We start from the raw sequence: 19173 nt of genomic DNA on the forward strand, positions 1-19173 counted from the left end.
GATCTTGATTCGGTCACCGAACGCCGCGCTGCGATACCGCTCCCGCAGCGCCTGGACCAGTTCCTTGCGTGTCGTCATGCTGATTTGCCTCGTCACGTTGTGCCGCCCCCGCCGGACAATCCGACGGGTAGCAAACTACGTGAGGCAACAGGTCAGCACGGGTAGCAGTTCTGATGAGTCAATGCGCGGCAGATTGTAGGTGTCACCGCGGCGCGGCTTGCTCGAAGGCGCCGCGCTCGCGGTGCACGACCGTTACTTTCGTGCCAACGCGATGGATCAGGGAGCGCTCCTCGATGACGGTGTCGTCCAGGCGCAGGCGGCCCCGGACTTCGAAGTAGTCCGACTTCACGCCGGCGTAGAGCGGCGGGAAGCTCGAGCCGGTGGGCAGCAGCCTGGCCGTATCGGTCACGAAATTGAAGGCCTGGTGTTCGCGATCGGCCACCACGCGCTTGGCATCTGCGAGGGCGAGATTGGTGCCGACGGCATACAGGACTTCCGCCGGTGCCGTGTTGATGTTCACCGGCGCGCTGGTGGTGCCCGGCAGGATGGTGACGTAGGGCTCGAGGGCCGTGATCGTGTCCTGCGGCACGCCCAACCAGGCGAGCTGTTCGATTCGTTGCGGGAACAACATTGCCTTGCCGGAGTTGAGATTGTCGATGTGGATGTCGGAGGCAAAGCGCAGGCTCTCGGCCAGCTTGCTCAATTGGTCGGCCGGCAGCCCGAGCACGTCGAACAAGCGCTGGAACTGCTTGAACGGATCCTGCTGGATCGAGCCGGCCGCGACCAGGTTGCCGAGATTGAGCCTGCCCTGCAGGTCGGTGATCTCGCCTGACAGGAACACGTTGTCGGCGGCGTCACCGCTGTACATCATGTTGTTTGGGTCGGCCGCGAGGAAAGTCGACAGCCGCGCCTCCTGCAAGGGAACCGCCCAAGGCTCCGCGAGATGGTCGATGTTGCCGGCCTGGAAGTCCTCGCGCAGGATCAGGCGCGCCCAGTCGAGGGCGCCGGTGAGGATCCAGCTCGATTGCACGCGCGAGCGGTCGGCGGCCTCCACCTCCACGCTGCGCCATTGCTGCCACATCGCCCCGGCCGCGAGCGTGGCCACCAGGGTGACGGTGAGCATGGCGACCAGCAGGGCCGCGCCGTGTTGGCGTGAGCGCATCATCCGCTCGCTCCGAAAGTGGGGCGCATCCAGTCACGCTGCAGCCGGCCCGCAATGGCGCGTCCCTGCGGCGTAGCACCGCAGGTGGGCGTCAGCGTCCCGGGCACGTCGGCCGGCGTGAATTTCAGCGGACCGTGATCGGCAGCGCCGTGCTACCCGACACGTCGGGCGGCAGCGTGCTGTTGACGATCACTGCGTTCATTGCGTCTTCACCGTGATCGTTCCGCTGTTGGTCGTCAGGCCGGAGGCCGGATCGGTTGCAACCGCAACGAACGTGAAGGTCTGGCCGGCCGTATTCACCGGCACCACGAAGGTCGCGGTGGCCGACTGGTTCGGCGCCAGGCCCGTCGTCGGGTTGAGCAGCAGTTCCACAGCGGGTCCACCGGTCTGGAGGAAGCTGATGGTGATCGGCGAGGTGTTGTTGTTGGCCTTCGCGATCGCGCTCAGGGTCACCGTCGCACCGGCCAGCACGCCAGCCTGCTTGGTCACGATGGGCGGCTTCGGCGCGACAGCTACAGCTTCCGGCACGATGGTCAGGGTAGCGACGGCATCCGGCAACACCCCGTTCGCAACGGCGGTGTCGATGATGATCGGAGCGGTGCTCTTCGTGGTGATCGTGGCCGTGATGGACACCGGCGAGAAGCCGGCACTGGCGGTGCAGATGCCGCATGAGAAGAACACGCCCTTCGACAGGGTGCTGAAGGCGTACGACATGAGCGTCGCCGGATCGTTCGGGTTGGTGGCCGTCACCGTGATGGTCACGGTGTGCGGCAGTCCGTCGGCAACGACGGCGCCCAGCGAAGTGAACGCATCGATCACCGCGGGTACGGGCTGGCCCGGCACGACGGGCGGCACGACGGTCCCGGGCGGGACCAGCACGCCGCCTGCGGGGCCGCCCCTCGCCATGGCGGGTGTGGTGAAGAAACAAGAGAGTAGGACCAGGACCAGGCAGAGCCATCTCAATGAGAGCCCTCCGCAGCCTCCGTCGACCGATGTAGCGCGCTTCATGATGCCTCCTGCTGGAGTGTGTGGGTTTGGGAAACCTGAAGCCGGGCTGTTCAGACCTGCAGTCCGCGCTCTTGCTTCACGGGACGATATGAATCGGCGGTCCGCGCCGGGTTCTCAGCACGAGTCGTGCCTGTGATACGACGTTGGTACTACAACCTGATTAACGGTGACATCTTTGTCATCAAGTTCGGCCATCCTGGCGCTATGCCTTGCCAACGCGGGGACAGAACCTCGGTTGTTCCAAGGTGGTGGGCCGAAAAGAACCAACGGGGGTATGGCGAAAGCGCAGCAGGTCAGACCGAAAGAACCCGCCTGCGGGTTGAATTCCCCGCTGGAAGGGTGCAGGCACCCAAGTCCCACCCAGGTGGGCCCAACAGCGGGGAGCGTGCCTTCCGGGGGGGGCAAACCGCCGTTGTGCATGCTTTTCGGCGGCGGCTAACCGGATCGAGACGAGTTCGTTGTAAGGAACTTAAGTCCCGTTCCAAGTGTGAGGAGAACGGCGCTGCGCGACCGTTTCATGGGCCGGCGGTCATCCAGGCAAGGGGGGACAGAACGCGCGTGCTGCCACCTCGCGCTCGCGGTTAGGCGGCGACCGTCAGGCAGAACGAGAAAGGGACGCCGGCGTCGGTGAGCCGCCCGCGCTTCGCACCCGGCCGGCTTAGAAGGCCACTCAGCGACTAACGGGCGGGACGACGCTTACCACCGTGTTGTTGATGCTCTTGCTGTTCTGCCTGGCGGCGCCGACGCGCGCAGGTGGAGTCGATCTTCATCACGTACTCCGCGGTGGTCGTGCTTCTCGCACGGGTGTCGCCGACAGCATGCCGGCGATTTCCGGAGTGCAAGCACCCGCCTCCCATGGCGGGCATCGAAATCTGGAACATGATTTCTTAAGTGCTACTCGGTGGGCAGAGGTTAATCCTGCGGTCCGGATCCACCACTCCCCGATGGTTCGTTTCTGCAGGCACCTTGGTGCCGATCCGCGGAAGGGAGGTCCCGCCAAGTCGGGCCGCTCTCCTTATTGGATGGTGAACACCAGGCTGGCCCGCGTCACGGCGGGGGGATGGGTGGATGCCCTCTTATGCCGCAGCATAGTCCGCCCTGAACTCGCGGTCATGTGCAAGCAACGCATAGATGATCCTGGTCTTGTTGGCCAACGCCGCGGCTGCAACGTTCTTGGTTCGGCAAATGACCCATCTGGCACCGTGGATCAGCATCGCTCGCAGGTATGCATCTCCGCGTTTACTCGTTCCGAGCAAGCTAGGCTTGTCGCTTCTGGAGTGCTGCCGAGCCCCGGCGCCGAAGTTCTCGGCGTCGCCGACGCTGGCCACCATCGCTGCGGCGCTCAGCAGCCTTACTGCGCACTGTGACGGCACAGGGCGGACCGGAGAAGCGCCGCACCCTAACCACCCCTCCACTGGCACCAGACTGTCACCAGCTCCAGGAGCGAAATTCAGACGCTATGAAGTAGATAGCAACATATTCAAGCATGAAGCGGCATTTCTGGTAGGCCGTGCTGGGCTCGAACCAGCGACCAAGGGATTATGAGTCCCCTGCTCTAACCAACTGAGCTAACGGCCCGCCTACCCCTCATTGTAGGGACCCCGGCGGCGGCGGCCCGCGCCGCGATCGCCCAGGGTCGGCGGCCTACTTGTTATGGCTCAACGCATTACTCACCAGCCGCGAAGTGATGTCCACGATCTGGATCATGCGGTCGTACGCCATGCGTGTCGGGCCGATCACGCCCAGGGTGCCCACCACCTGGCCGTCCACCTCGTAAGGCGCGCTCACCACCGAGAGTTCCTCGAAGGGCACGATCTGGCTTTCGCCGCCGATGAAGATGCGCACCCCCTCGGCCTTGCTGGACACCTCCAGCAGGCGCATCAGCTGGGTCTTCTGCTCGAACAGCTCGAAGGCGTGGCGCAGGTGCTTCATGTCGCCGGCGAAGTCGGTCACCGCCAGCAGGTTGCGCTCGCCCGAGATGACGACTTCTTCCTGGTCCTGCTCCATCGCCTGCGAGCTCGCCTCCACCGCCGTCTGCATCAGCGTGACGATCTCGCTGCGCAGCTCTTCGACCTCGCCCTTCAGCCGCTCGCGCACGGCTTCGATCGTCAGGCCGGCGTAATTGGCATTGAGGTAATTGGCGGCTTCAGCCAGTTGCGACTGCGTGTAGTCGGCCGCGGTGTGCACCACCCGGTTCTGCACATCGCCTTCGGGCGACACGATGATCACCAGGAAGCGGCGCTCCGACAGGCGCAGGAATTCGATGTGGCGAAAGACCGAGCTGCGTCGGGGCGCCACCACCACGCCGACGAACTGCGACATGTTCGACAGCATCTGCGCCGCATGCGCGATCACGCGCTGCGGCTGGTCGGGCGGCAGCAAGGGCATGGAGGCCATCTGCTCGCGGCGCGCCGTCAGCATCGTGTCGACGAAGAGGCGATAGCCGCGCGCGGTGGGCACGCGCCCGGCGGAGGTGTGCGGACTGGCGACCAGCCCCAGTTCCTCCAGGTCGGACATCACGTTGCGGATCGTGGCCGGCGAGAGTTCCAGGCCGGACGCGCGCGATAGCGTGCGCGAGCCCACGGGTTGCCCGTCGGCGATATAGCGCTCGATCAGGGCTTTGAGCAACAGCTTGGCGCGGTCATCGAGCATCATGGGAACAGCAGGGGGCGGTCCCCATTTTAGTGATGTAATTTGACGATGAATTCCATCTTCAGGCACGTTGCCCTGATCGGCAAGTACCACGCCGCCCTTGCCCCGGCCGTGGCTGCGTCGATGCGCGCCGGCCTGGAGGACATTGCGGAATTTTTGACGGCGCAGGGCTGCCAGGTGGTGGTGGAACGCGACACTGCGGCCGTGGCCGGCATCTCCGGCCGTCCCGTCGCCGATGTTGCCGGCATCGGCGCCCAGTGCGACCTGGGTCTGGTGGTGGGCGGTGACGGTACCATGCTGGGCATAGGCCGCCAGCTCGCGCGCCATGGCGTGCCCCTGATCGGCATCAACCAGGGGCGGCTGGGCTTCATCACCGACATCCCCCTGGACCAGTACGCCACCGTGCTGCCCCCCATGCTGGCCGGCGAGTACGAGGAGGACCAGCGCGCGCTGATGCACGCGCATGTGGTGCGCGACGGCCACATCGTGTTCGACGCGCTGGCCATGAACGACGTCGTGGTCAATCGCGGCGCCACCTCCGGCATGGTCGAACTGCGGGTGGAGGTCGACGGGCACTTCGTGGCCAACCAGCGGGCCGACGGCCTGATCGTGGCCTCGCCCACCGGCTCCACCGCCTATGCGCTGTCGGCGGGCGGTCCGCTGCTGCATCCGTCCAATCAAGGCTGGGTGCTGGTGCCGATCGCGCCGCACACGCTGTCGAACCGGCCCATCGTGCTGCCCCAGGAGGTCGAGATCACCATCGAACTCGTCTCCGGCCGCGATGCCAGCGCCAACTTCGACATGCAATCGCTGGCCTCCCTGCTGCACGGGGACCGCATCACCGTGCGCCGCTCGCAGCACAAGGTACGATTTCTGCATCCCAAGGGGTGGACGTATTTCGACACCCTGCGCAAGAAACTGCACTGGAACGAGGGCGCCTGATCCGTGAGCCTGAAACGCATCGCATTGCGCGACTTCGTCATCGTCCGCGAGCTCGAACTCGAGCTGGCCGACGGCTTTTCCGTGCTCACCGGCGAAACCGGCGCGGGCAAGTCGATCCTGGTCGACGCGCTGCAGCTCGCACTCGGCGCCCGCGCCGAAACGAGCGTCGTGCGCGAGGGCGCTGCGCGCGCCGAGATCAGCACCGAGTTCGATTCGCCGGCCAGCCTGCTGCCCTGGCTGCAGGAGGCCGGCTTCGACGCTGGCGACACCTTGCTGCTGCGGCGAACGATCGACAGCCAGGGCAAGAGCCGCGCCTGGATCAACGGCAGCGCCGCCACGGCCACGCAGCTGCGCGAGCTGGGCGACCATCTCGTCGACATCCACGGGCAGCACGCGTGGCAGAGCCTCACGCGGGCCGACTCCGTGCGCGCGCTGCTCGATGGCTACGCCGGCATTGCAACCGACCGCCTGCAACAACTGTGGGCCGCATGGCGCGCCGCGCAAAAGACGCTCGCCGATGCGCGCTCGACGCAGGATTCGCTGCAGCGCGAACGCGAGCGCCTGGCGTGGCAGATCGGCGAGGTCGACAAGCTGGCGCCCGGCGCCGACGAATGGGACGAACTGAACGCCAGCCACACCCGCCTGTCGCACGCACAGGCCTTGCTGGAGGCAGCGCAGGGCGCGCAAGAGCTGCTCGATGGCGACGAGGGCGGCGCGCGCCAGCCGCTGGCACAGGCGCTCGATGCGCTGCGCGGACAGGAGCACCTGGAGCCGCAGTTCCGCGAGATCGCCGAAGTGCTGGCCTCGAGCCTGGCGCAGCTGGAGGACGCCGCGCATTCGCTGCACGGCTACCTGCGCAAGACCGAACTCGACCCGGAGCGGCTCGCGGAGCTCGATACGCGCATGTCCTCCTGGTTGTCGCTCGCACGCCGCTACAAGCGACAGCCGTCCGACTTGCCGGCGCTGCTCGCCTCGTGGCAGGAAGAACTGGCCAGGCTCGATGCGGCCGCCGACCTTGCTTCGCTGGAAGCAGCGGAAAAGAAGGAGCACGAAGCCTTGCTGGTTGAAGCACGGGCCATCTCGAAGGCCCGCGCCAAGGCGGCGCCGCAGCTCTCGAAGGCCGTGACGCTGGCGATGCAGGGGCTGGGCATGCAGGGCGGCCGTTTCGAGGTGGCGCTCGAAAAAACCGAGGCGCCCAGTTCCTGGGGACTGGAAGAGGTCGCCTTCCTGGTGGCCGGCCATGCCGGCAGCACGCCGCGCCCGGTGGGCAAGGTCGCCTCGGGCGGCGAGCTTTCGCGCATCGCGCTGGCGATCGCCGTCACCACCAGCCGCCTGGGGGAAGCGCAGACGCTGATCTTCGACGAGGTCGATTCCGGCGTCGGCGGTGCGGTGGCCGAGACGGTGGGTCGCCTCATGAAGCAGCTCGGGCGCGACCGGCAGGTGCTCGCCGTGACGCACCTGCCGCAGGTTGCGTCGTGTGCCGATCACCACCTGCTCGTGGCCAAGCAAGCCGCGGGCGGCGGGGTCAGCAGCAGCGTCGCGCCGGTGGAGGGCGAGAAGCGCGTGGCCGAAATCGCCCGCATGCTGGGCGGCGAGCGCCTGTCCGGCACGACGCTGGCGCATGCCAAGGAAATGCTGGGCGATGCGGCGGCGGCCGCGGCAAAGGGGTGACGTTGACCATGGCGCCGCTGGAGCTGATCCTCATCACCGGCATGTCCGGCTCCGGCAAGTCCGTGGCGCTGCGGGCGCTGGAGGATGCCGGCTATTTCTGCGTCGACAACCTGCCGCCCGAGCTGTTGCTGCAGTTCGTCGACCTCGAACAGAAGAACGCGCGGCGCCGGGTGGCCATTGCCATGGACGTGCGCAGCGCCAATGCCTTGCCGCAGGTGCCCGAGGACCTGCGCGAGCTGATGCAGCGGGGCGTCGCCGTGCGGCCGCTGTTCCTGGACTCGACCACCGACACGCTGGTGCGGCGCTTCTCCGAGACGCGCCGCCGCCACCCGCTGTCCAAGGCCTCGGCCCAGGCCGGCGTCGACCAGCACCGGGCGGTGGTCGAAGCTATCGAGCTCGAACGCGAACTGCTGGCCGACCTGCGCGAGCACGCGCACGTGATCGACAGCAGCGTGCTGCGCGCCGCGCAATTGCAGGACTACGTGAAGGCGCTGCTGTCGGCGCCGCACGCGCAGCTCACGCTGGTGTTCGAGTCGTTTGCCTTCAAGCGCGGCATCCCGGTGGATGCGGACTACATCTTCGACGTGCGCATGCTGCCCAATCCGCACTACGAGCCGGAACTGAAGGCGCTCACGGGGCTGGATGCGCCGGTGGCGGAATACCTGCAGCGGCACGGCGAGGTCGAGGAGATGTTCGCCGACATCGCCGCTTTCCTGGATCACTGGCTGGAACCGCTGGCGCGCAATCACCGCAGCTACGTGACGGTGGGCATAGGCTGCACGGGCGGGCAGCATCGGTCGGTGTACCTGGTGGAGCGGCTGTGCGAGGAGTTCGGGGAGCGCTGGACCACCTTGAAGCGGCACCGGGAGCTGGGGAAGTTCTAGTTCAAACTGCTTCGAGAAACCTTCGCACCGGCGCCGGCAATCCCAGGCCCGGCCACTCCCTCGCCCCGAACCACGCGCCCTCCCCCGCGCTCCATCCTGCCGGCAACATCGCCTGGATCGGATGCAGGTGCAGGTCCTTGTGCGTGAGCACGTGCACGAAAGGCTCGACCTCGCGCACGTTGCCGCGCACCGGCTGCGGCAAGGCGGCATCCAGCGCAGCGCGACTCGCGAACACCGGCAGGCAATAGAGCCCCGCCCACACGCCGGGCGTGGGCCGCTTTTGCAGCCACACCGCGCCGTTCTCCGCGCGCGCATGCAGCAGCCACAGCGACTCGGCCCCGCGTTTGAGCTTGCGCGTCTTCACCGGATACGCCTCGGGCCGGCCCTCGGCACACGCCGTGCACTGCGTCTGCACGGGGCAGATCAGGCAGCCGGGATTGCGCGGCAGGCACACCGTCGCGCCGATGTCCATCAGGCCCTGCGTGTAGCGGGGCATGTTCTCCTGCAGCTCGCGCGCCGGCAGCAGTGCGCGGGCGTGGCACCACAGCTGCTTCTCGTTCGTTGAGGACGCCAGGTCCTCGCCGAATCCGAGCACGCGCGTCAGCACGCGCTTGACGTTGCCATCGAGGATCGCGGCGCGCTCGCCAAAGCAGAAGGAAGAGATCGCCGCCGCCGTCGACGGCCCGATCCCGGGCAGCGTCTGCAGCACTAGCGCCGTTTGCGGAAATGCGCCGCCATGAAGCTGCACCACCTGCTGCGCGCAGGCGTGCAGGTTGCGCGCACGGCTGTAGTAGCCCAGGCCGCTCCACTGCGCCAGCACGTCGTCGAGCGGCGCCGCGGCCAGGCCCTGCACGTCGGGAAAGCGGGTGAGGAAGCGCTCGTAGTAACCCAGCACCGCCGCCACCTGCGTCTGCTGCAACATGATCTCTGAGAGCCACACGCGATACGGATCGCGCGTGTTCTGCCAGGGAAGGGTGTTGCGGCCGTGCGTGCGCTGCCAGCGGATCACGCGGCCGGCAAAGCCGGCCGGATCACAGGACAATCTCCGCGCTACGCACTCCGGTTGCTCGCCCTTGGGGCGGCCCGGCGGGCTCGTCATGCCGTGCGCAGGGCGGCGGGCTCGGTGTCGCCCGCGTCGACGTTCGCGCTCAGCGGCGCGGCGGTCAGCTGCGAAGTCAGTTGCTCGAGCTTCGCGTCGAGCGCGTCGAGCGCGGCCTCCTGCGCTTCGATCTCGGTGATGCGGTCGTCCAGGCCGGTCGCGGCCTGCTGGATGCGCTCGATCGCTTCCAGGCGGCGGCCGAAATTGCGCCGACGCTCGCGCAGCTGCGCATCGAGTTGCGCGGCGGCGGACTTGTTCCACAGTTCCACTTCGCCCAGCGCCGATTCGTAGATCACGCGCAGCCGCGTGGCCAATGCGCGCACCAGGCGATCGGCGAATTCGGGCTGCGCCAGCTTGAGCGCGTTGCTCACGCCCAGGTACTGGTTGTGGCTGCGCTCCACCAGGTCGAGGTCGCGCTCGTAGCGCGCCAGGTCCGGCTCGCGCGGGGCCTGCAGCGAGAAGCCGTATTCGGCATTGAGCTGGCGGAAGGTGCCGGTCAGCATCGTCTGGATCTCGCCGCTGATCTTCTCGCCCTGGCGCAGGCCTTCGCGCAGGCGGTCGAAGGTGCGCGCATACGCCTTGCGCACGCCGAGCTTGAGGCCGCGCGTGCGCAGGGCATCGGTGAGCTCGGTCATCTGGGTCTTGAGCGTGGCCGTGCCCAGCAGATCGAACACGTCGCGCAGCAGCTTCAGGTGCACCGAGCGAACCGCATGGATCTTGGCGCCGCTGGCGTCGAAGTCGGCCTGTTCCTGCTCGATGCGCGCGCGCATGTGGCGGATCACCGAGGTGTTCTTGCCGCGCAGGCCCTTGAGCTCCACCATCTGCTCGGACAGGTCGCGCCGGCGGATGCCCAGCACGCGCGTGGCCTCGCTGCGCAATTCGCCGATGTTCGTGCCGACCGCGGCGCGCAGGATCTTCTGCCGCTGCCCCATGACGCCATGCGCCAGCGCTTCTTCGAGCACCGGCAACTGGCTGGCCTTCAGCAGCTCCGCATCGTTGTTGACCTTGGCGACCAGGCCCTTCTGGCCGGACACCGGGATCACCTGGTGCTGCTGCAGACCGAGGATCTGCGCCGTGGTCGTGCGCTGGCGCTCGATCTGCGCCTGCACCTGCTGCGGGGTGCTGAGGGCATCCCACATGGTGTCGATCTTGTTCAGGACGACCAGGCGCGAGCCCGAGTCATTGTCTTCGGCGATCAGGTGTTCGCGCCAGATCGCGAGGTCGGACTTGGTCACGCCCGTGTCGGCGGCCAGGATGAACACCACCGCATGCGCCTGCGGGATCAGGTTGACGGTCAGTTCCGGCTCGGCGCCGATGGCGTTGAGGCCAGGCGTATCGAGGATCACCAGGCCCTGCTTGAGCAGCGGGTGCGCGATGTTGATCAGCGCATGGCGCCAGCGCGGCACTTCGACCAGGCCGTCGGACCCGATCATCGGGTTGTCTTCGGGCGCTTCCTCGTGCCACAGGCCGAGCGCCCTGGCCTCTTCCAGCGTGACACGCCGCACCTCCGAGACCTTCTCGAAGGCCTTGGCGAGCTGCGCCGGATCGTTGACGTCCAGGTCGATGCGGGTCCACTTCTCGGGGACCGCGCGCCATTCCATCAGCGGCTGCATCTGCAGGCGCGTCTCGATGGGCAGCAGGCGCAGGCAGGGCGGCACCTGGGCGTCGTAGCCCAGCTCGGTCGGGCACATCGTCGTGCGGCCCGCGCTCGCCGGCATGATGCGACGCTTGTAGCCGGCGAAGAAGATCGCGTTGATCAATTCCGACTTGCCGCGCGAGAACTCGGCCACGAAGGCCACCATGACCTTGTCGGAGCGCATCTGCCCCTCGAGGCGGCGCAGGCGCTCCTCAACCGCGCTATCGAGCAGGTCGTGGTCCTTCAGCCATTCGGCGAGCAGCTTCAGGCGCAGGGCAAAGTCGCGCCGCCATGCGCCGTGCTGGTCGAACTGGTCGTTGAAGGAGGTACTCACAGTGGCCCGGAACTTCTGGTCGAGTTGACTATAGCATCGGCGTTTTGGCGGCCCTCATGACTTCTGGCACGTAGGGCAAAAATACGTCGCACGTGCCCCTTGGCGCATCGTCCGGATGGGAGTTCCGCACACTTTGCAGGGTTGGCCGCCACGGTCATAGACCATCGCTTCGAGCTGGAAATAGCCGGATTCACCCTGGGCATTGGAAAAATCACGCAGCGTGCTGCCCCCCTTGGCCACCGCGCGCGCCAGCACGTCACGGATCGCCGCCTGCAGCCGCGCCGCGCGCGGGCGGCTGATGCGGGCCGCCGACACCGTGGGCCGAATGCCGGCCAGGAACAGCGCCTCCGATGCATAGATGTTGCCCACGCCTACCACGACATCCCCCGAAAGCAGGACCTGCTTGATCGCGGCCTTGCGCTTCTTCAGCCCGGCATGGAAGGCCGACAGGTCGAAGCCCTCGCCCAGGGGCTCGACACCCAATCCGCCCAGCAGCTTCACGGCCTGCGGCGCGGATTCGCCGGCGGCATAGACCACCGCGCCGAAGCGACGCGGGTCGTTCAGGCGCAGCACGCCCTGCGTGGTGACCAGGTCGAAGTGATCGTGCAGCGCCGCCTCCGGCACGTGCGTGTCGAAGCGCAGGCTGCCCGACATCCCCAGGTGCAGCAGCAGCAGGCCCGCGTCCAGATCGAGCAGCAGGTATTTCCCGCGCCGCCGCACCGACTGCACCGTGCGGCCCACCAGGGCATCGCCCGCGACCCCCAACGGCCAGCGCAGGGGCTTGCCCAGGCGCACCGCCTCGATCCGCGCGCCGGCGATGCGGTCGGCAAAACTGAGGCGGGTGACCTCGACTTCCGGGAGTTCGGGCATGGAATCGGGGCCGGCGTATCGCCTTGGCAAAGCAGCCGGGCCAGGTCTTTTCAGGTGGACCCTAGCGATTATGATGGTTCGATCATGATGCGAATCCGAAAGGCGGCCGTGGCCGCCGCTCTCCTTTGCTGGACGGCCGCCATGCCGGTGCTGGCCCAGGTCTCCGAGACTGCACCCGAGCCCACCAGCGTGGCCGCGGCGCCCACCAGCAGCGGCATGGATGCCCAGTTGTTCTACCAGCTGCTGCTGGGGGAACTGAGCGCGGATGGCGACGAGCCGGGCGCCGGCTTCGCGCTCATCCTGGACGCCGCGCGCAAGACCAACGACCCCGAGCTTTACCAGCATGCGGTGGAGATCGCCATGCAGGCGCGCTCCGGCGACGCCGCCCTGCAGGCTGCGCAGGCCTGGAAGAAGGCATTTCCGCAATCGCGCGAGGCCAACCGCTATGTGCTGCAGATCCTGGTCACGCTCAATCGCATCCCGGAAAGCCTGGAGCCGCTGAAGACCGAGATCGCGCTGGTCGACCCCAAGGACAGGCCTGCCGTGATCTCCGCCCTGGCGCGCGGCTATGCCCGCGCCAGCGACAAGAAGCTGGCCGCCAGCGTGGTGGAGCAAGCGCTCGCGCCCAACCTGCAGGACGCCGCAACCGGCCCGGCCGCCTGGACCGCCGTGGGCCGGCTGCGGCTGGCAGCGGGCGACAACGCGGGCGCACTGGAGGCGGCCCGTCGCGGCCAGGCACTGAACCCGCGCGCCGAAGGCCCCGTGTTGCTGGCGATGGAATTGATGGACGCGCGGCAGGCCGAGGCCGAGACGCTGGTGCGCAATTACATGGCGGGCCAGCCGATCGCCGAACTGCGCATGGCCTACGCGCGCACGCTGCTCGATGCGCAGCGCTATCCCGAGGCGCTGCAGCAGGTCGAGGCGGTCACGCGCGAGCGGCCCGACCTCGCCGAGGCGTGGCTGGCGCAGGGCACGCTGCTGCTGCAGGACAACCACCTGCCCGAAGCCGAGGCCGCCACCCGCAAGTACCTCGCGCTGATGGAACCCCAGGCCGCCGGCGAGGAACGCAGTCGCGGCATGGCGCAGGCGTATCTGACGCTCGCGCAAGTCTCCGAGCGGCGCAACGATTTCGCGCAGGCGAACGCGTGGCTGGACAAGATCGAGAATTCGCAGGACCTGCTGCAGGCGCAGAACCGGCGCGCCTCCATCCTGGCGCGCCAGGGCAAGATGGGCGATGCGCGCAAGCTGCTGCGCTCGCTGCCGGAGCGCACGCCCGCCGATGCGCGCATGAAGGTGCTGGCCGAGATCCAGCTGCTGCGCGACAACAAGGACTTCAAGGACGCCTACGACCTGCTCGCGCAGACGGCGGCCAAGGACCCGGAAGACACCGACCTGCTGTACGACCAGGCGATGGTCGCCGAGAAGCTGGGCCGCTATGACGACATGGAGCGGCTGCTGCGCCAGTTGATGGTGCGCAAGCCGGACTACCAGCACGCATACAACGCCCTGGGCTTTTCGCTGGCCGAGCGCGGCCAGCGGCTGCCCGAGGCCAAGCAACTGATCCAGAAGGCGCTGGAATACGCGCCGGGCGATCCCTTCATCAGCGACAGCCTCGGCTGGGTCGAATTCCGCATGGGCAACCGCAACGAGGCGCTGCGCATCCTGCAGACCTCGTTCAAGGAACGCCCCGACCCCGAAATCGCGGCGCATCTCGGCGAGGTGCTCTGGACCGTGGGCCAGCGCGACCAGGCGCAAAGCATCTGGCGCGAAGGGCTGATGCTCAATCCGGAAAACGAGACGCTGCTGGAGACGCTCAAGCGCTTCAAGGTGAAGCCGTGAGCACAGCGCGACTGCTGCGCGCATGGTGGCTGGCGCTGGCCTGCGCGCTGCTGCTGGCCGGCTGCGCGACGCCGCCGCGCACCCCGAGCGCGCCGGGCGCGCAATCCTGGAGCGGGCGCTTGGCCCTGAACGTCGAAGGCCGGGCCAACCAGTCCTTCTCCGCGGGCTTCGAACTCAAGGGCGCGCCGGAAGCCGGCGAGCTGACGCTGACGAATCCCCTCGGCGGCACGGCGGCCGTGCTCGCCTGGTCGCCCGGCACCGCGACCCTGCGCGCCAACGGCACCACGCGCCAGTTCGCCTCGCTGGAGGAACTGGCGCAGGAGGCCACGGGTGCGCCGCTGCCGGTCGCCTCGCTGTTCGACTGGCTGGCCGGCAAGGCGACCCCGGTGTCTGGCTGGGGCGTCGACGTGAGCAGCGTGGCCGACGGCCGCCTGCACGCGCAGCGCACCACGCCCCCGCCGCTGGTCGACCTGCGCGTGGTGTTCGAGCACTGATGCTGGCGCGATGCGCTCGCTGCACGACATCGCCGCGCCGGCGAAGCTGAATCTGTTCCTGCACGTCACCGGGCGGCGAGCGGATGGCTATCACCTGCTGCAGTCCGCCTTCATGCTGCTGGACTGGCACGACACGCTGCATTTCGAACGGCGCGGCGACGGCGCGCTCAGCCGCGAAGACCGGCTCACGCCGCTGCCGGAAAATGACCTGACGCTGCGAGCGGCCCGCGCGCTGCAGGAAGCGACCGGCACGACCGCAGGCGCGCACATTGCCATCGAAAAGCGCCTGCCCGCGGAGGCCGGAATGGGCGGAGGCTCCTCCGATGCGGCCAGTTGCCTGCTTGCGCTCAATCGCCTGTGGGACCTGCATCTGCCCTTGAGCGCACTCGAGAAGATCGGTCTTTCGCTCGGCGCGGACGTGCCCTTTTTCCTGCGCGGGCGCAATGCGTGGGTCGAGGGCGTGGGCGAGCAGATCACACCCGTCACGCTGCCCCGCGCGCGCTTCGCAGTGGTCAAGCCCGGTCGCGGCTTGGCCACCAAGGACATCTTCGCCAGCCCCGCGCTGAAACGGGATTGCGAGAGTGCTACAATCGCAGGCTTTGCTGCACATCCTTGGGATTTCGGTCGGAACGACCTGGAGTCCGTGGCCCGCAAGCTTTGTCCCGAAGTGGGCGAGGCGATCGAATGGCTGGGTTCGCAGGACTTGCGAGCCCGCATGACGGGCTCCGGTAGCGCGGTCTTCGCGCTGCTGCCACCGGGTAAACTTCTCGGTCGGGCGCCGGCGCACTGGGCCGAAGACGGCTGGGTGGTGCGGGAGTGCAGCAATATGGAGGTCCATCCCCTGGTGGGGTGGGCACCCAGCGACGATTCGGTTTGACGCTGTTCGCAGCGGCAGACCTGTGTAGGGGAGTCGCCAAGTTGGTCAAGGCACCGGATTTTGATTCCGGCATGCGAGGGTTCGAGTCCTTCCTCCCCTGCCAAACCGTTCGTTGACGTTGGGTCAGAAACCATCCCGTTCCCCATGCAGGCTACTCCTCCCACTCCCGACTTGATGGTGTTCACGGGCAATGCCAATCCGGCATTGGCCGAAGAGATTGCCACGCACCTGGGCATCGCCATCGGCGCGGCCAAGGTCGACCGCTTCTCCGATGGCGAAGTCACGGTGGAGGTGAACACCAACGTGCGGGCCCGGGACGTCTTCGTGGTGCAGTCCACCTGCGCGCCCACGAACGAGAACCTGATGGAACTGCTGATCATGGTCGACGCCTTGAAGCGCGCCTCGGCGGAACGCATCACGGCCGTGATTCCCTACTTCGGCTACGCCCGGCAAGACCGCCGCCCGCGCTCGACCCGCGTGCCGATCTCGGCCAAGGTGGTGGCCAACCTGCTGGAAACCGTGGGCGTGCAGCGCGTGCTGACCATGGACCTGCACGCCGACCAGATCCAGGGCTTCTTCGACATTCCGGTCGACAACATCTACGCCTCGCCGGTGCTGCTGGGCGACCTGCGCCAGAAGAACTACGACAACCTGATCGTCGTCTCGCCCGACGTCGGCGGCGTGGTGCGCGCCCGCGCGCTGGCCAAGCAGCTGAACACCGACCTTGCCATCATCGACAAGCGCCGCCCGCGGGCGAACGTCTCCGAGGTGATGCACGTGATCGGCGACATCGAGGGCCGCAACTGCGTGATCATGGACGACATGATCGACACGGCCGGCACGCTGGTGAAGGCCGCCGAGGTGCTCAAGGAGCGCGGCGCCAGGCACGTGTACGCCTATTGCACGCACCCGATCTTTTCCGGTCCCGCCATCGAGCGCATCGCGGGCTCCGCCCTCGATGAAGTGGTGGTGACCAACACGATTCCGCTGTCGGACGCGGCGCGCGAGTGCGCCAAGATCCGCCAGCTTGCCGTCGGCCCGCTGATCGCCGAGACGATCCAGCGCATTGCCAAGGGCGAATCGGTGATGAGCCTTTTCTCGGACCAGGTCAACCTGTTCTGATTGGTCACTCTGAAAGTCGAGACGCGACTTTTCAGAGTGGGTTGGAAATCAGTGCGAACAGGACCGGCCAAGCCGGATCCTGTCCGCAGGTGAAATCGCGCTGCATGTTATTGCGCGCGATTTGGAGGGCGGCTGAAAGCCGCCCATTCTTGAATGGGCAGCACACTGGTCGCGGTGGCTGTCCGAATTGGAGATCGTCATGAAATTCGTCGCTTTCGAGCGCGCCAAGCAGGGTACGGGTGCGAGCCGCCGTCTCCGCAACGTCGGCAAGACGCCCGGCATTCTTTACGGTGGCACCGGTGAGCCCCAGCAGATCGAGCTCGATCACAACGCGCTGTGGCATGCCCTGAAGAAGGAAGCCTTCCACTCCACCATCCTCGAGATGGACCTGGGCGGCGCCACGTCCAAGGTGCTGCTGCGCGATGTGCAGTACCACCCGTTCCGCCAGCAGGTGCAGCACGTCGACTTCCAGCGGGTCGACGCCAACACGCGCCTGCACATGAAGGTGCCGCTGCACTACAAGAACGCCGAGGAATCGGATGCGGTCAAGGTGGACCACTGCCTGGTCAACCCGGTCATGACGGAACTGGACATCTCCTGCCTGCCGGGCGACCTGCCCGAGTTCATCGAGGTCGACCTGTCCGGCATCAAGAAGGGCACCTCGCTGCACCTGCAGGACGTGCAACTGCCCAAGGGCGTGAAGGCCGTGACCCACGGCAAGCCGAACCCGGTGCTGGTCTCAGTGGTGACGCCGGCCGCCGAGGAATCGGCCGAAGCCGCTGCCGAAGGCGCCGCCGCGGCTCCCGCTGCCGCTGCCGATGCGAAGGGTGCTGCTGCCAAGGCAGCCCCGGCAAAGGCTGGCAAGGACGCTGCTGCCAAGCCGGCCGCTGCCAAGCCCGCCGCCAAGGCTCCCGCCAAGAAGTGATGTCGCTGCGCAAGCAGGGATCCACGCAAGCCCGCGCAAGCGGGCTTTTTTCATGGCCGGCTGGCGACAATAGTTCCCTGCGCCTGAGCGCGTATCCGACTAACTTTCGAGTCAACCATGATCAAGCTGTTCGTCGGCCTGGGCAATCCGGGCCCCGAGTACCAGGCGACCCGCCACAACGCCGGTTTCTGGTGGCTGGAAGAACTCGCGCGCGAATTGAAGGTGGACCTGGTTTACGACCGCGGCTACCACGGCTTCGTGGCGCGGGCCAATGTCCACGGCCAGACCGTGTGGCTGCTGGAGCCCCAGACCTTCATGAACCTCTCGGGCAAGTCGGTCGCGGCGCTCGCGCGCTTCTACAAGATCCTGCCCGAAGAAATCCTGGTGGTGCACGACGAGCTCGATGTCGTCCCCGGCCAGGCCAAGCTCAAGTTCGGCGGCAGCCATGCCGGCCACAACGGCCTGCGTGACATCCACGCCCAGCTCGGCACGGGCGACTACTGGCGGCTGCGCATCGGCATCGGCCACCCCGGCGTGAAGTCCGAGGTGACCAACTGGGTGCTCAAGAAGCCCTCGCCCGAGCAGCGCAGCGCCATCGAGGAATGCCTGGACCGCACGCTCAAGGCCGTGCCCGCACTGCTGGCCGGCGAGATGGAAAAGGCCACGCTGATCGTCCACACGCACAAGGCGCCGCGGCCCAAGCCGCCCCGTCCCGAGCCCGACTGAGAGCTTCCACCAGCAAGGAGGAGACCATGCACCGCCGCCTGTTGATCATCATTGCCGCTGCCACCGCGCTCGCCTGCCCCTGGGCTGGCGCCCAGCCGGTCTTCCGCTGCGGCAACAGCTACTCGCAGCAGCATTGCGCCGGCGGGGGAGGAGCGGTGGTGGAGACGGGCGACACGGGCAACGCGCTGAACACGCCGCCCGGCAGCGTGGCGGCCGCCGAGGCGGTGCGCGCCGAGGCCATGGAGAAAGCCCGCCTCGCGCAGGAGAAGAACGCGCCCAAGGCCTTGATCATCGGGCCCGAGACGCCACCCCTGCGCGAGCCCGATGCCGTCCCCAAGGACAGCACGCGCGCCAAGGCGGGCAAGCTGGATCAATTCACGGCGGTCTCGCCGGGGCACAAGACAGCGAAGAAGAAGCCCGCCAAGAAGAAGAAGACGCGCAGCGCCTAGGGCAAGGCGGCCGGCGGCAAGGCTTGCGCAGCGCCGGCATCGCCCTTCGCCTGCGCCACCAGGCGGTGGTACTTCTGCATCAGGGTCTCGCGGCTTTCCAGGCGCTGCGGGTTCAGCGGAATGCACGCCACCGGGCAGACCTGCACGCACTGCGGCTCGTCGAAGTGGCCGACGCATTCGGTGCATTTGTTCGGGTCGATCTGGTAGATTTCCGGGCCCAGGAAAATTGCTTCGTTCGGGCATTCGGGCTCGCACACGTCGCAGTTGATGCAGTCGTCGGTGATCAGCAAGGCCATTTCTCAAGCTCCCGGTTGCGGGTGGACCAAAGCCAGCGCCGCCGCAACCTGCGGGCTGACCATGCCGGCAATATTGCCGCCCAGCGTGCTGATTTCGCGCACCAAGGTGCTGCTGATGCATTGCATGCTTGCATCGGGCAGCAGGAAAACCGTTTCAACCTGCGGCCGCAGCTTGCGGTTCATGGCG

Annotated in this window: 17 protein-coding genes, 2 tRNA genes and 2 pseudogenes; 11 read left to right on the forward strand and 10 right to left on the reverse strand. The window is 67.3% G+C overall.

Annotation, left to right across the window (positions count from 1 at the left end; all coding sequences use genetic code 11):
- Nucleotides 1–202 precede the first annotated feature (202 nt).
- The 5 genes and pseudogenes from gspK to hrcA all read right to left on the reverse strand — a co-directional run bounded on the left by gspK (nucleotide 203) and on the right by hrcA (nucleotide 4822).
- Nucleotides 203–1165, reverse strand: a complete 963-nt coding sequence (gspK, locus tag JWP60_RS22335) for a type II secretion system minor pseudopilin GspK (RefSeq protein ID WP_363320957.1) — start codon at nucleotides 1163–1165, stop codon at nucleotides 203–205.
- A gap of 195 nt (nucleotides 1166–1360) precedes the next feature.
- Nucleotides 1361–2068 carry a hypothetical protein gene (locus JWP60_RS22340; RefSeq protein WP_299796304.1) on the reverse strand — a complete coding sequence of 236 codons (708 nt, stop codon included), beginning with the start codon at nucleotides 2066–2068 and terminating at the stop codon, nucleotides 1361–1363.
- A 1178-nt stretch (nucleotides 2069–3246) separates the two neighbouring features.
- Nucleotides 3247–3516, reverse strand: a pseudogene (locus JWP60_RS22345) (IS110 family transposase); the annotation flags it as partial.
- Nucleotides 3517–3671: 155 nt separating this feature from the next.
- Nucleotides 3672–3748: transfer RNA gene (locus JWP60_RS22350), tRNA-Ile, on the reverse strand.
- Between the two features lie 66 nt (nucleotides 3749–3814).
- Nucleotides 3815–4822, reverse strand: coding sequence for a heat-inducible transcriptional repressor HrcA (gene hrcA, locus JWP60_RS22355; protein ID WP_299796322.1), 1008 nt, complete (start codon nucleotides 4820–4822; stop codon nucleotides 3815–3817).
- A 48-nt stretch (nucleotides 4823–4870) separates the two neighbouring features.
- On the opposite strand from hrcA, the gene JWP60_RS22360 reads away from it, so the two are divergent.
- The 3 genes from JWP60_RS22360 to rapZ are packed head-to-tail and all read left to right on the forward strand — an operon-like array spanning nucleotide 4871 to nucleotide 8319.
- Complete coding sequence (locus JWP60_RS22360) at nucleotides 4871–5764, forward strand: NAD kinase (protein WP_299796306.1); 894 nt, start codon at nucleotides 4871–4873, stop codon at nucleotides 5762–5764.
- A gap of 3 nt (nucleotides 5765–5767) precedes the next feature.
- Nucleotides 5768–7435, forward strand: a complete 1668-nt coding sequence (recN, locus tag JWP60_RS22365) for a DNA repair protein RecN (protein WP_299796308.1) — start codon at nucleotides 5768–5770, stop codon at nucleotides 7433–7435.
- A gap of 8 nt (nucleotides 7436–7443) precedes the next feature.
- Nucleotides 7444–8319, forward strand: a complete 876-nt coding sequence (rapZ, locus tag JWP60_RS22370) for an RNase adapter RapZ (RefSeq protein ID WP_299796323.1) — start codon at nucleotides 7444–7446, stop codon at nucleotides 8317–8319.
- A 1-nt stretch (nucleotide 8320) separates the two neighbouring features.
- Here the strand turns inward: rapZ and mutY are convergent, their stop codons facing one another.
- The 3 genes from mutY to mutM are packed head-to-tail and all read right to left on the reverse strand — an operon-like array spanning nucleotide 8321 to nucleotide 12258.
- Nucleotides 8321–9361 carry an A/G-specific adenine glycosylase gene (mutY, locus tag JWP60_RS22375; protein ID WP_299796310.1) on the reverse strand — a complete coding sequence of 347 codons (1041 nt, stop codon included), beginning with the start codon at nucleotides 9359–9361 and terminating at the stop codon, nucleotides 8321–8323.
- A gap of 53 nt (nucleotides 9362–9414) precedes the next feature.
- Nucleotides 9415–11388 (reverse strand): dynamin family protein, encoded by a 1974-nt coding sequence (locus JWP60_RS22380; RefSeq protein ID WP_299796311.1) that lies wholly within the window; start codon nucleotides 11386–11388, stop codon nucleotides 9415–9417.
- 54 nt (nucleotides 11389–11442) lie between these two features.
- Nucleotides 11443–12258 carry a bifunctional DNA-formamidopyrimidine glycosylase/DNA-(apurinic or apyrimidinic site) lyase gene (gene mutM / locus JWP60_RS22385; protein WP_299796312.1) on the reverse strand — a complete coding sequence of 272 codons (816 nt, stop codon included), beginning with the start codon at nucleotides 12256–12258 and terminating at the stop codon, nucleotides 11443–11445.
- An 84-nt stretch (nucleotides 12259–12342) separates the two neighbouring features.
- Here mutM and JWP60_RS22390 point away from each other — a divergent pair, with 84 nt between their 5' ends.
- The 8 genes from JWP60_RS22390 (at nucleotide 12343) to JWP60_RS22425 (ending at nucleotide 18690) form a co-directional block, all read left to right on the forward strand.
- Nucleotides 12343–14097, forward strand: coding sequence for a tetratricopeptide repeat protein (locus tag JWP60_RS22390; RefSeq protein ID WP_299796313.1), 1755 nt, complete (start codon nucleotides 12343–12345; stop codon nucleotides 14095–14097).
- A complete protein-coding gene (locus JWP60_RS22395; protein WP_299796314.1) occupies nucleotides 14094–14591 on the forward strand; it encodes an outer membrane lipoprotein LolB in 498 nt (165 codons plus the stop codon). The genes JWP60_RS22390 and JWP60_RS22395 overlap by 4 nt, the downstream gene beginning before the upstream one ends.
- Nucleotides 14592–14601: 10 nt before the next feature.
- Nucleotides 14602–15468 (forward strand): 4-(cytidine 5'-diphospho)-2-C-methyl-D-erythritol kinase, encoded by an 867-nt coding sequence (gene ispE / locus JWP60_RS22400; protein WP_299796315.1) that lies wholly within the window; start codon nucleotides 14602–14604, stop codon nucleotides 15466–15468.
- Nucleotides 15469–15494: 26 nt separating this feature from the next.
- A tRNA-Gln gene (locus JWP60_RS22405) sits at nucleotides 15495–15571 on the forward strand.
- Nucleotides 15572–15612: 41 nt separating this feature from the next.
- The gene (locus JWP60_RS22410; protein ID WP_299796316.1) at nucleotides 15613–16590 is read left to right on the forward strand and encodes a ribose-phosphate pyrophosphokinase; all 978 of its coding nucleotides are present in this window, start codon (nucleotides 15613–15615) and stop codon (nucleotides 16588–16590) included.
- Between the two features lie 199 nt (nucleotides 16591–16789).
- The gene (locus JWP60_RS22415; RefSeq protein ID WP_299796317.1) at nucleotides 16790–17515 is read left to right on the forward strand and encodes a 50S ribosomal protein L25/general stress protein Ctc; all 726 of its coding nucleotides are present in this window, start codon (nucleotides 16790–16792) and stop codon (nucleotides 17513–17515) included.
- A gap of 117 nt (nucleotides 17516–17632) precedes the next feature.
- Complete coding sequence (gene pth / locus JWP60_RS22420) at nucleotides 17633–18241, forward strand: aminoacyl-tRNA hydrolase (protein WP_299796318.1); 609 nt, start codon at nucleotides 17633–17635, stop codon at nucleotides 18239–18241.
- Between the two features lie 26 nt (nucleotides 18242–18267).
- Nucleotides 18268–18690, forward strand: a complete 423-nt coding sequence (locus tag JWP60_RS22425) for a hypothetical protein (protein ID WP_299796319.1) — start codon at nucleotides 18268–18270, stop codon at nucleotides 18688–18690.
- Here JWP60_RS22425 and JWP60_RS22430 read toward each other — a convergent pair.
- Both JWP60_RS22430 and JWP60_RS22435 read right to left on the reverse strand, forming a co-directional pair.
- Nucleotides 18687–18986: a YfhL family 4Fe-4S dicluster ferredoxin gene (locus tag JWP60_RS22430; protein WP_299796320.1), complete on the reverse strand. Its 300-nt coding sequence runs from the start codon at nucleotides 18984–18986 to the stop codon at nucleotides 18687–18689. The genes JWP60_RS22425 and JWP60_RS22430 overlap by 4 nt on opposite strands.
- 3 nt (nucleotides 18987–18989) lie before the next feature.
- Nucleotides 18990–19173 (reverse strand): annotated as a pseudogene (locus JWP60_RS22435) (pantetheine-phosphate adenylyltransferase); the annotation flags it as partial.

The organism is Ramlibacter sp., from assembly GCF_028291745.1.
Taxonomy (GTDB): Bacteria; Pseudomonadota; Gammaproteobacteria; order Burkholderiales; family Burkholderiaceae_C; genus Ramlibacter.

Bases quoted from the DNA above. Each gene is read 5' to 3' on its own strand.
- JWP60_RS22415 (WP_299796317.1), top strand. From the start codon at position 16,790: ATGAAATTCGTCGCTTTCGAGCGCGCCAAGCAGGGTACGGGTGCGAGC.
- JWP60_RS22390 (WP_299796313.1), top strand. From the start codon at position 12,343: ATGATGCGAATCCGAAAGGCGGCCGTGGCCGCCGCTCTCCTTTGCTGG.
- mutM (WP_299796312.1), bottom strand. From the start codon at position 12,258: ATGCCCGAACTCCCGGAAGTCGAGGTCACCCGCCTCAGTTTTGCCGAC.
- hrcA (WP_299796322.1), bottom strand. From the start codon at position 4,822: ATGCTCGATGACCGCGCCAAGCTGTTGCTCAAAGCCCTGATCGAGCGC.
- JWP60_RS22425 (WP_299796319.1), top strand. From the start codon at position 18,268: ATGCACCGCCGCCTGTTGATCATCATTGCCGCTGCCACCGCGCTCGCC.
- JWP60_RS22340 (WP_299796304.1), bottom strand. From the start codon at position 2,068: ATGGCGAGGGGCGGCCCCGCAGGCGGCGTGCTGGTCCCGCCCGGGACC.
- JWP60_RS22360 (WP_299796306.1), top strand. From the start codon at position 4,871: ATGAATTCCATCTTCAGGCACGTTGCCCTGATCGGCAAGTACCACGCC.
- gspK (WP_363320957.1), bottom strand. From the start codon at position 1,165: ATGATGCGCTCACGCCAACACGGCGCGGCCCTGCTGGTCGCCATGCTC.
- JWP60_RS22410 (WP_299796316.1), top strand. From the start codon at position 15,613: ATGCAGGCTACTCCTCCCACTCCCGACTTGATGGTGTTCACGGGCAAT.
- pth (WP_299796318.1), top strand. From the start codon at position 17,633: ATGATCAAGCTGTTCGTCGGCCTGGGCAATCCGGGCCCCGAGTACCAG.
- ispE (WP_299796315.1), top strand. From the start codon at position 14,602: ATGCGCTCGCTGCACGACATCGCCGCGCCGGCGAAGCTGAATCTGTTC.
- rapZ (WP_299796323.1), top strand. From the start codon at position 7,444: ATGGCGCCGCTGGAGCTGATCCTCATCACCGGCATGTCCGGCTCCGGC.
- JWP60_RS22430 (WP_299796320.1), bottom strand. From the start codon at position 18,986: ATGGCCTTGCTGATCACCGACGACTGCATCAACTGCGACGTGTGCGAG.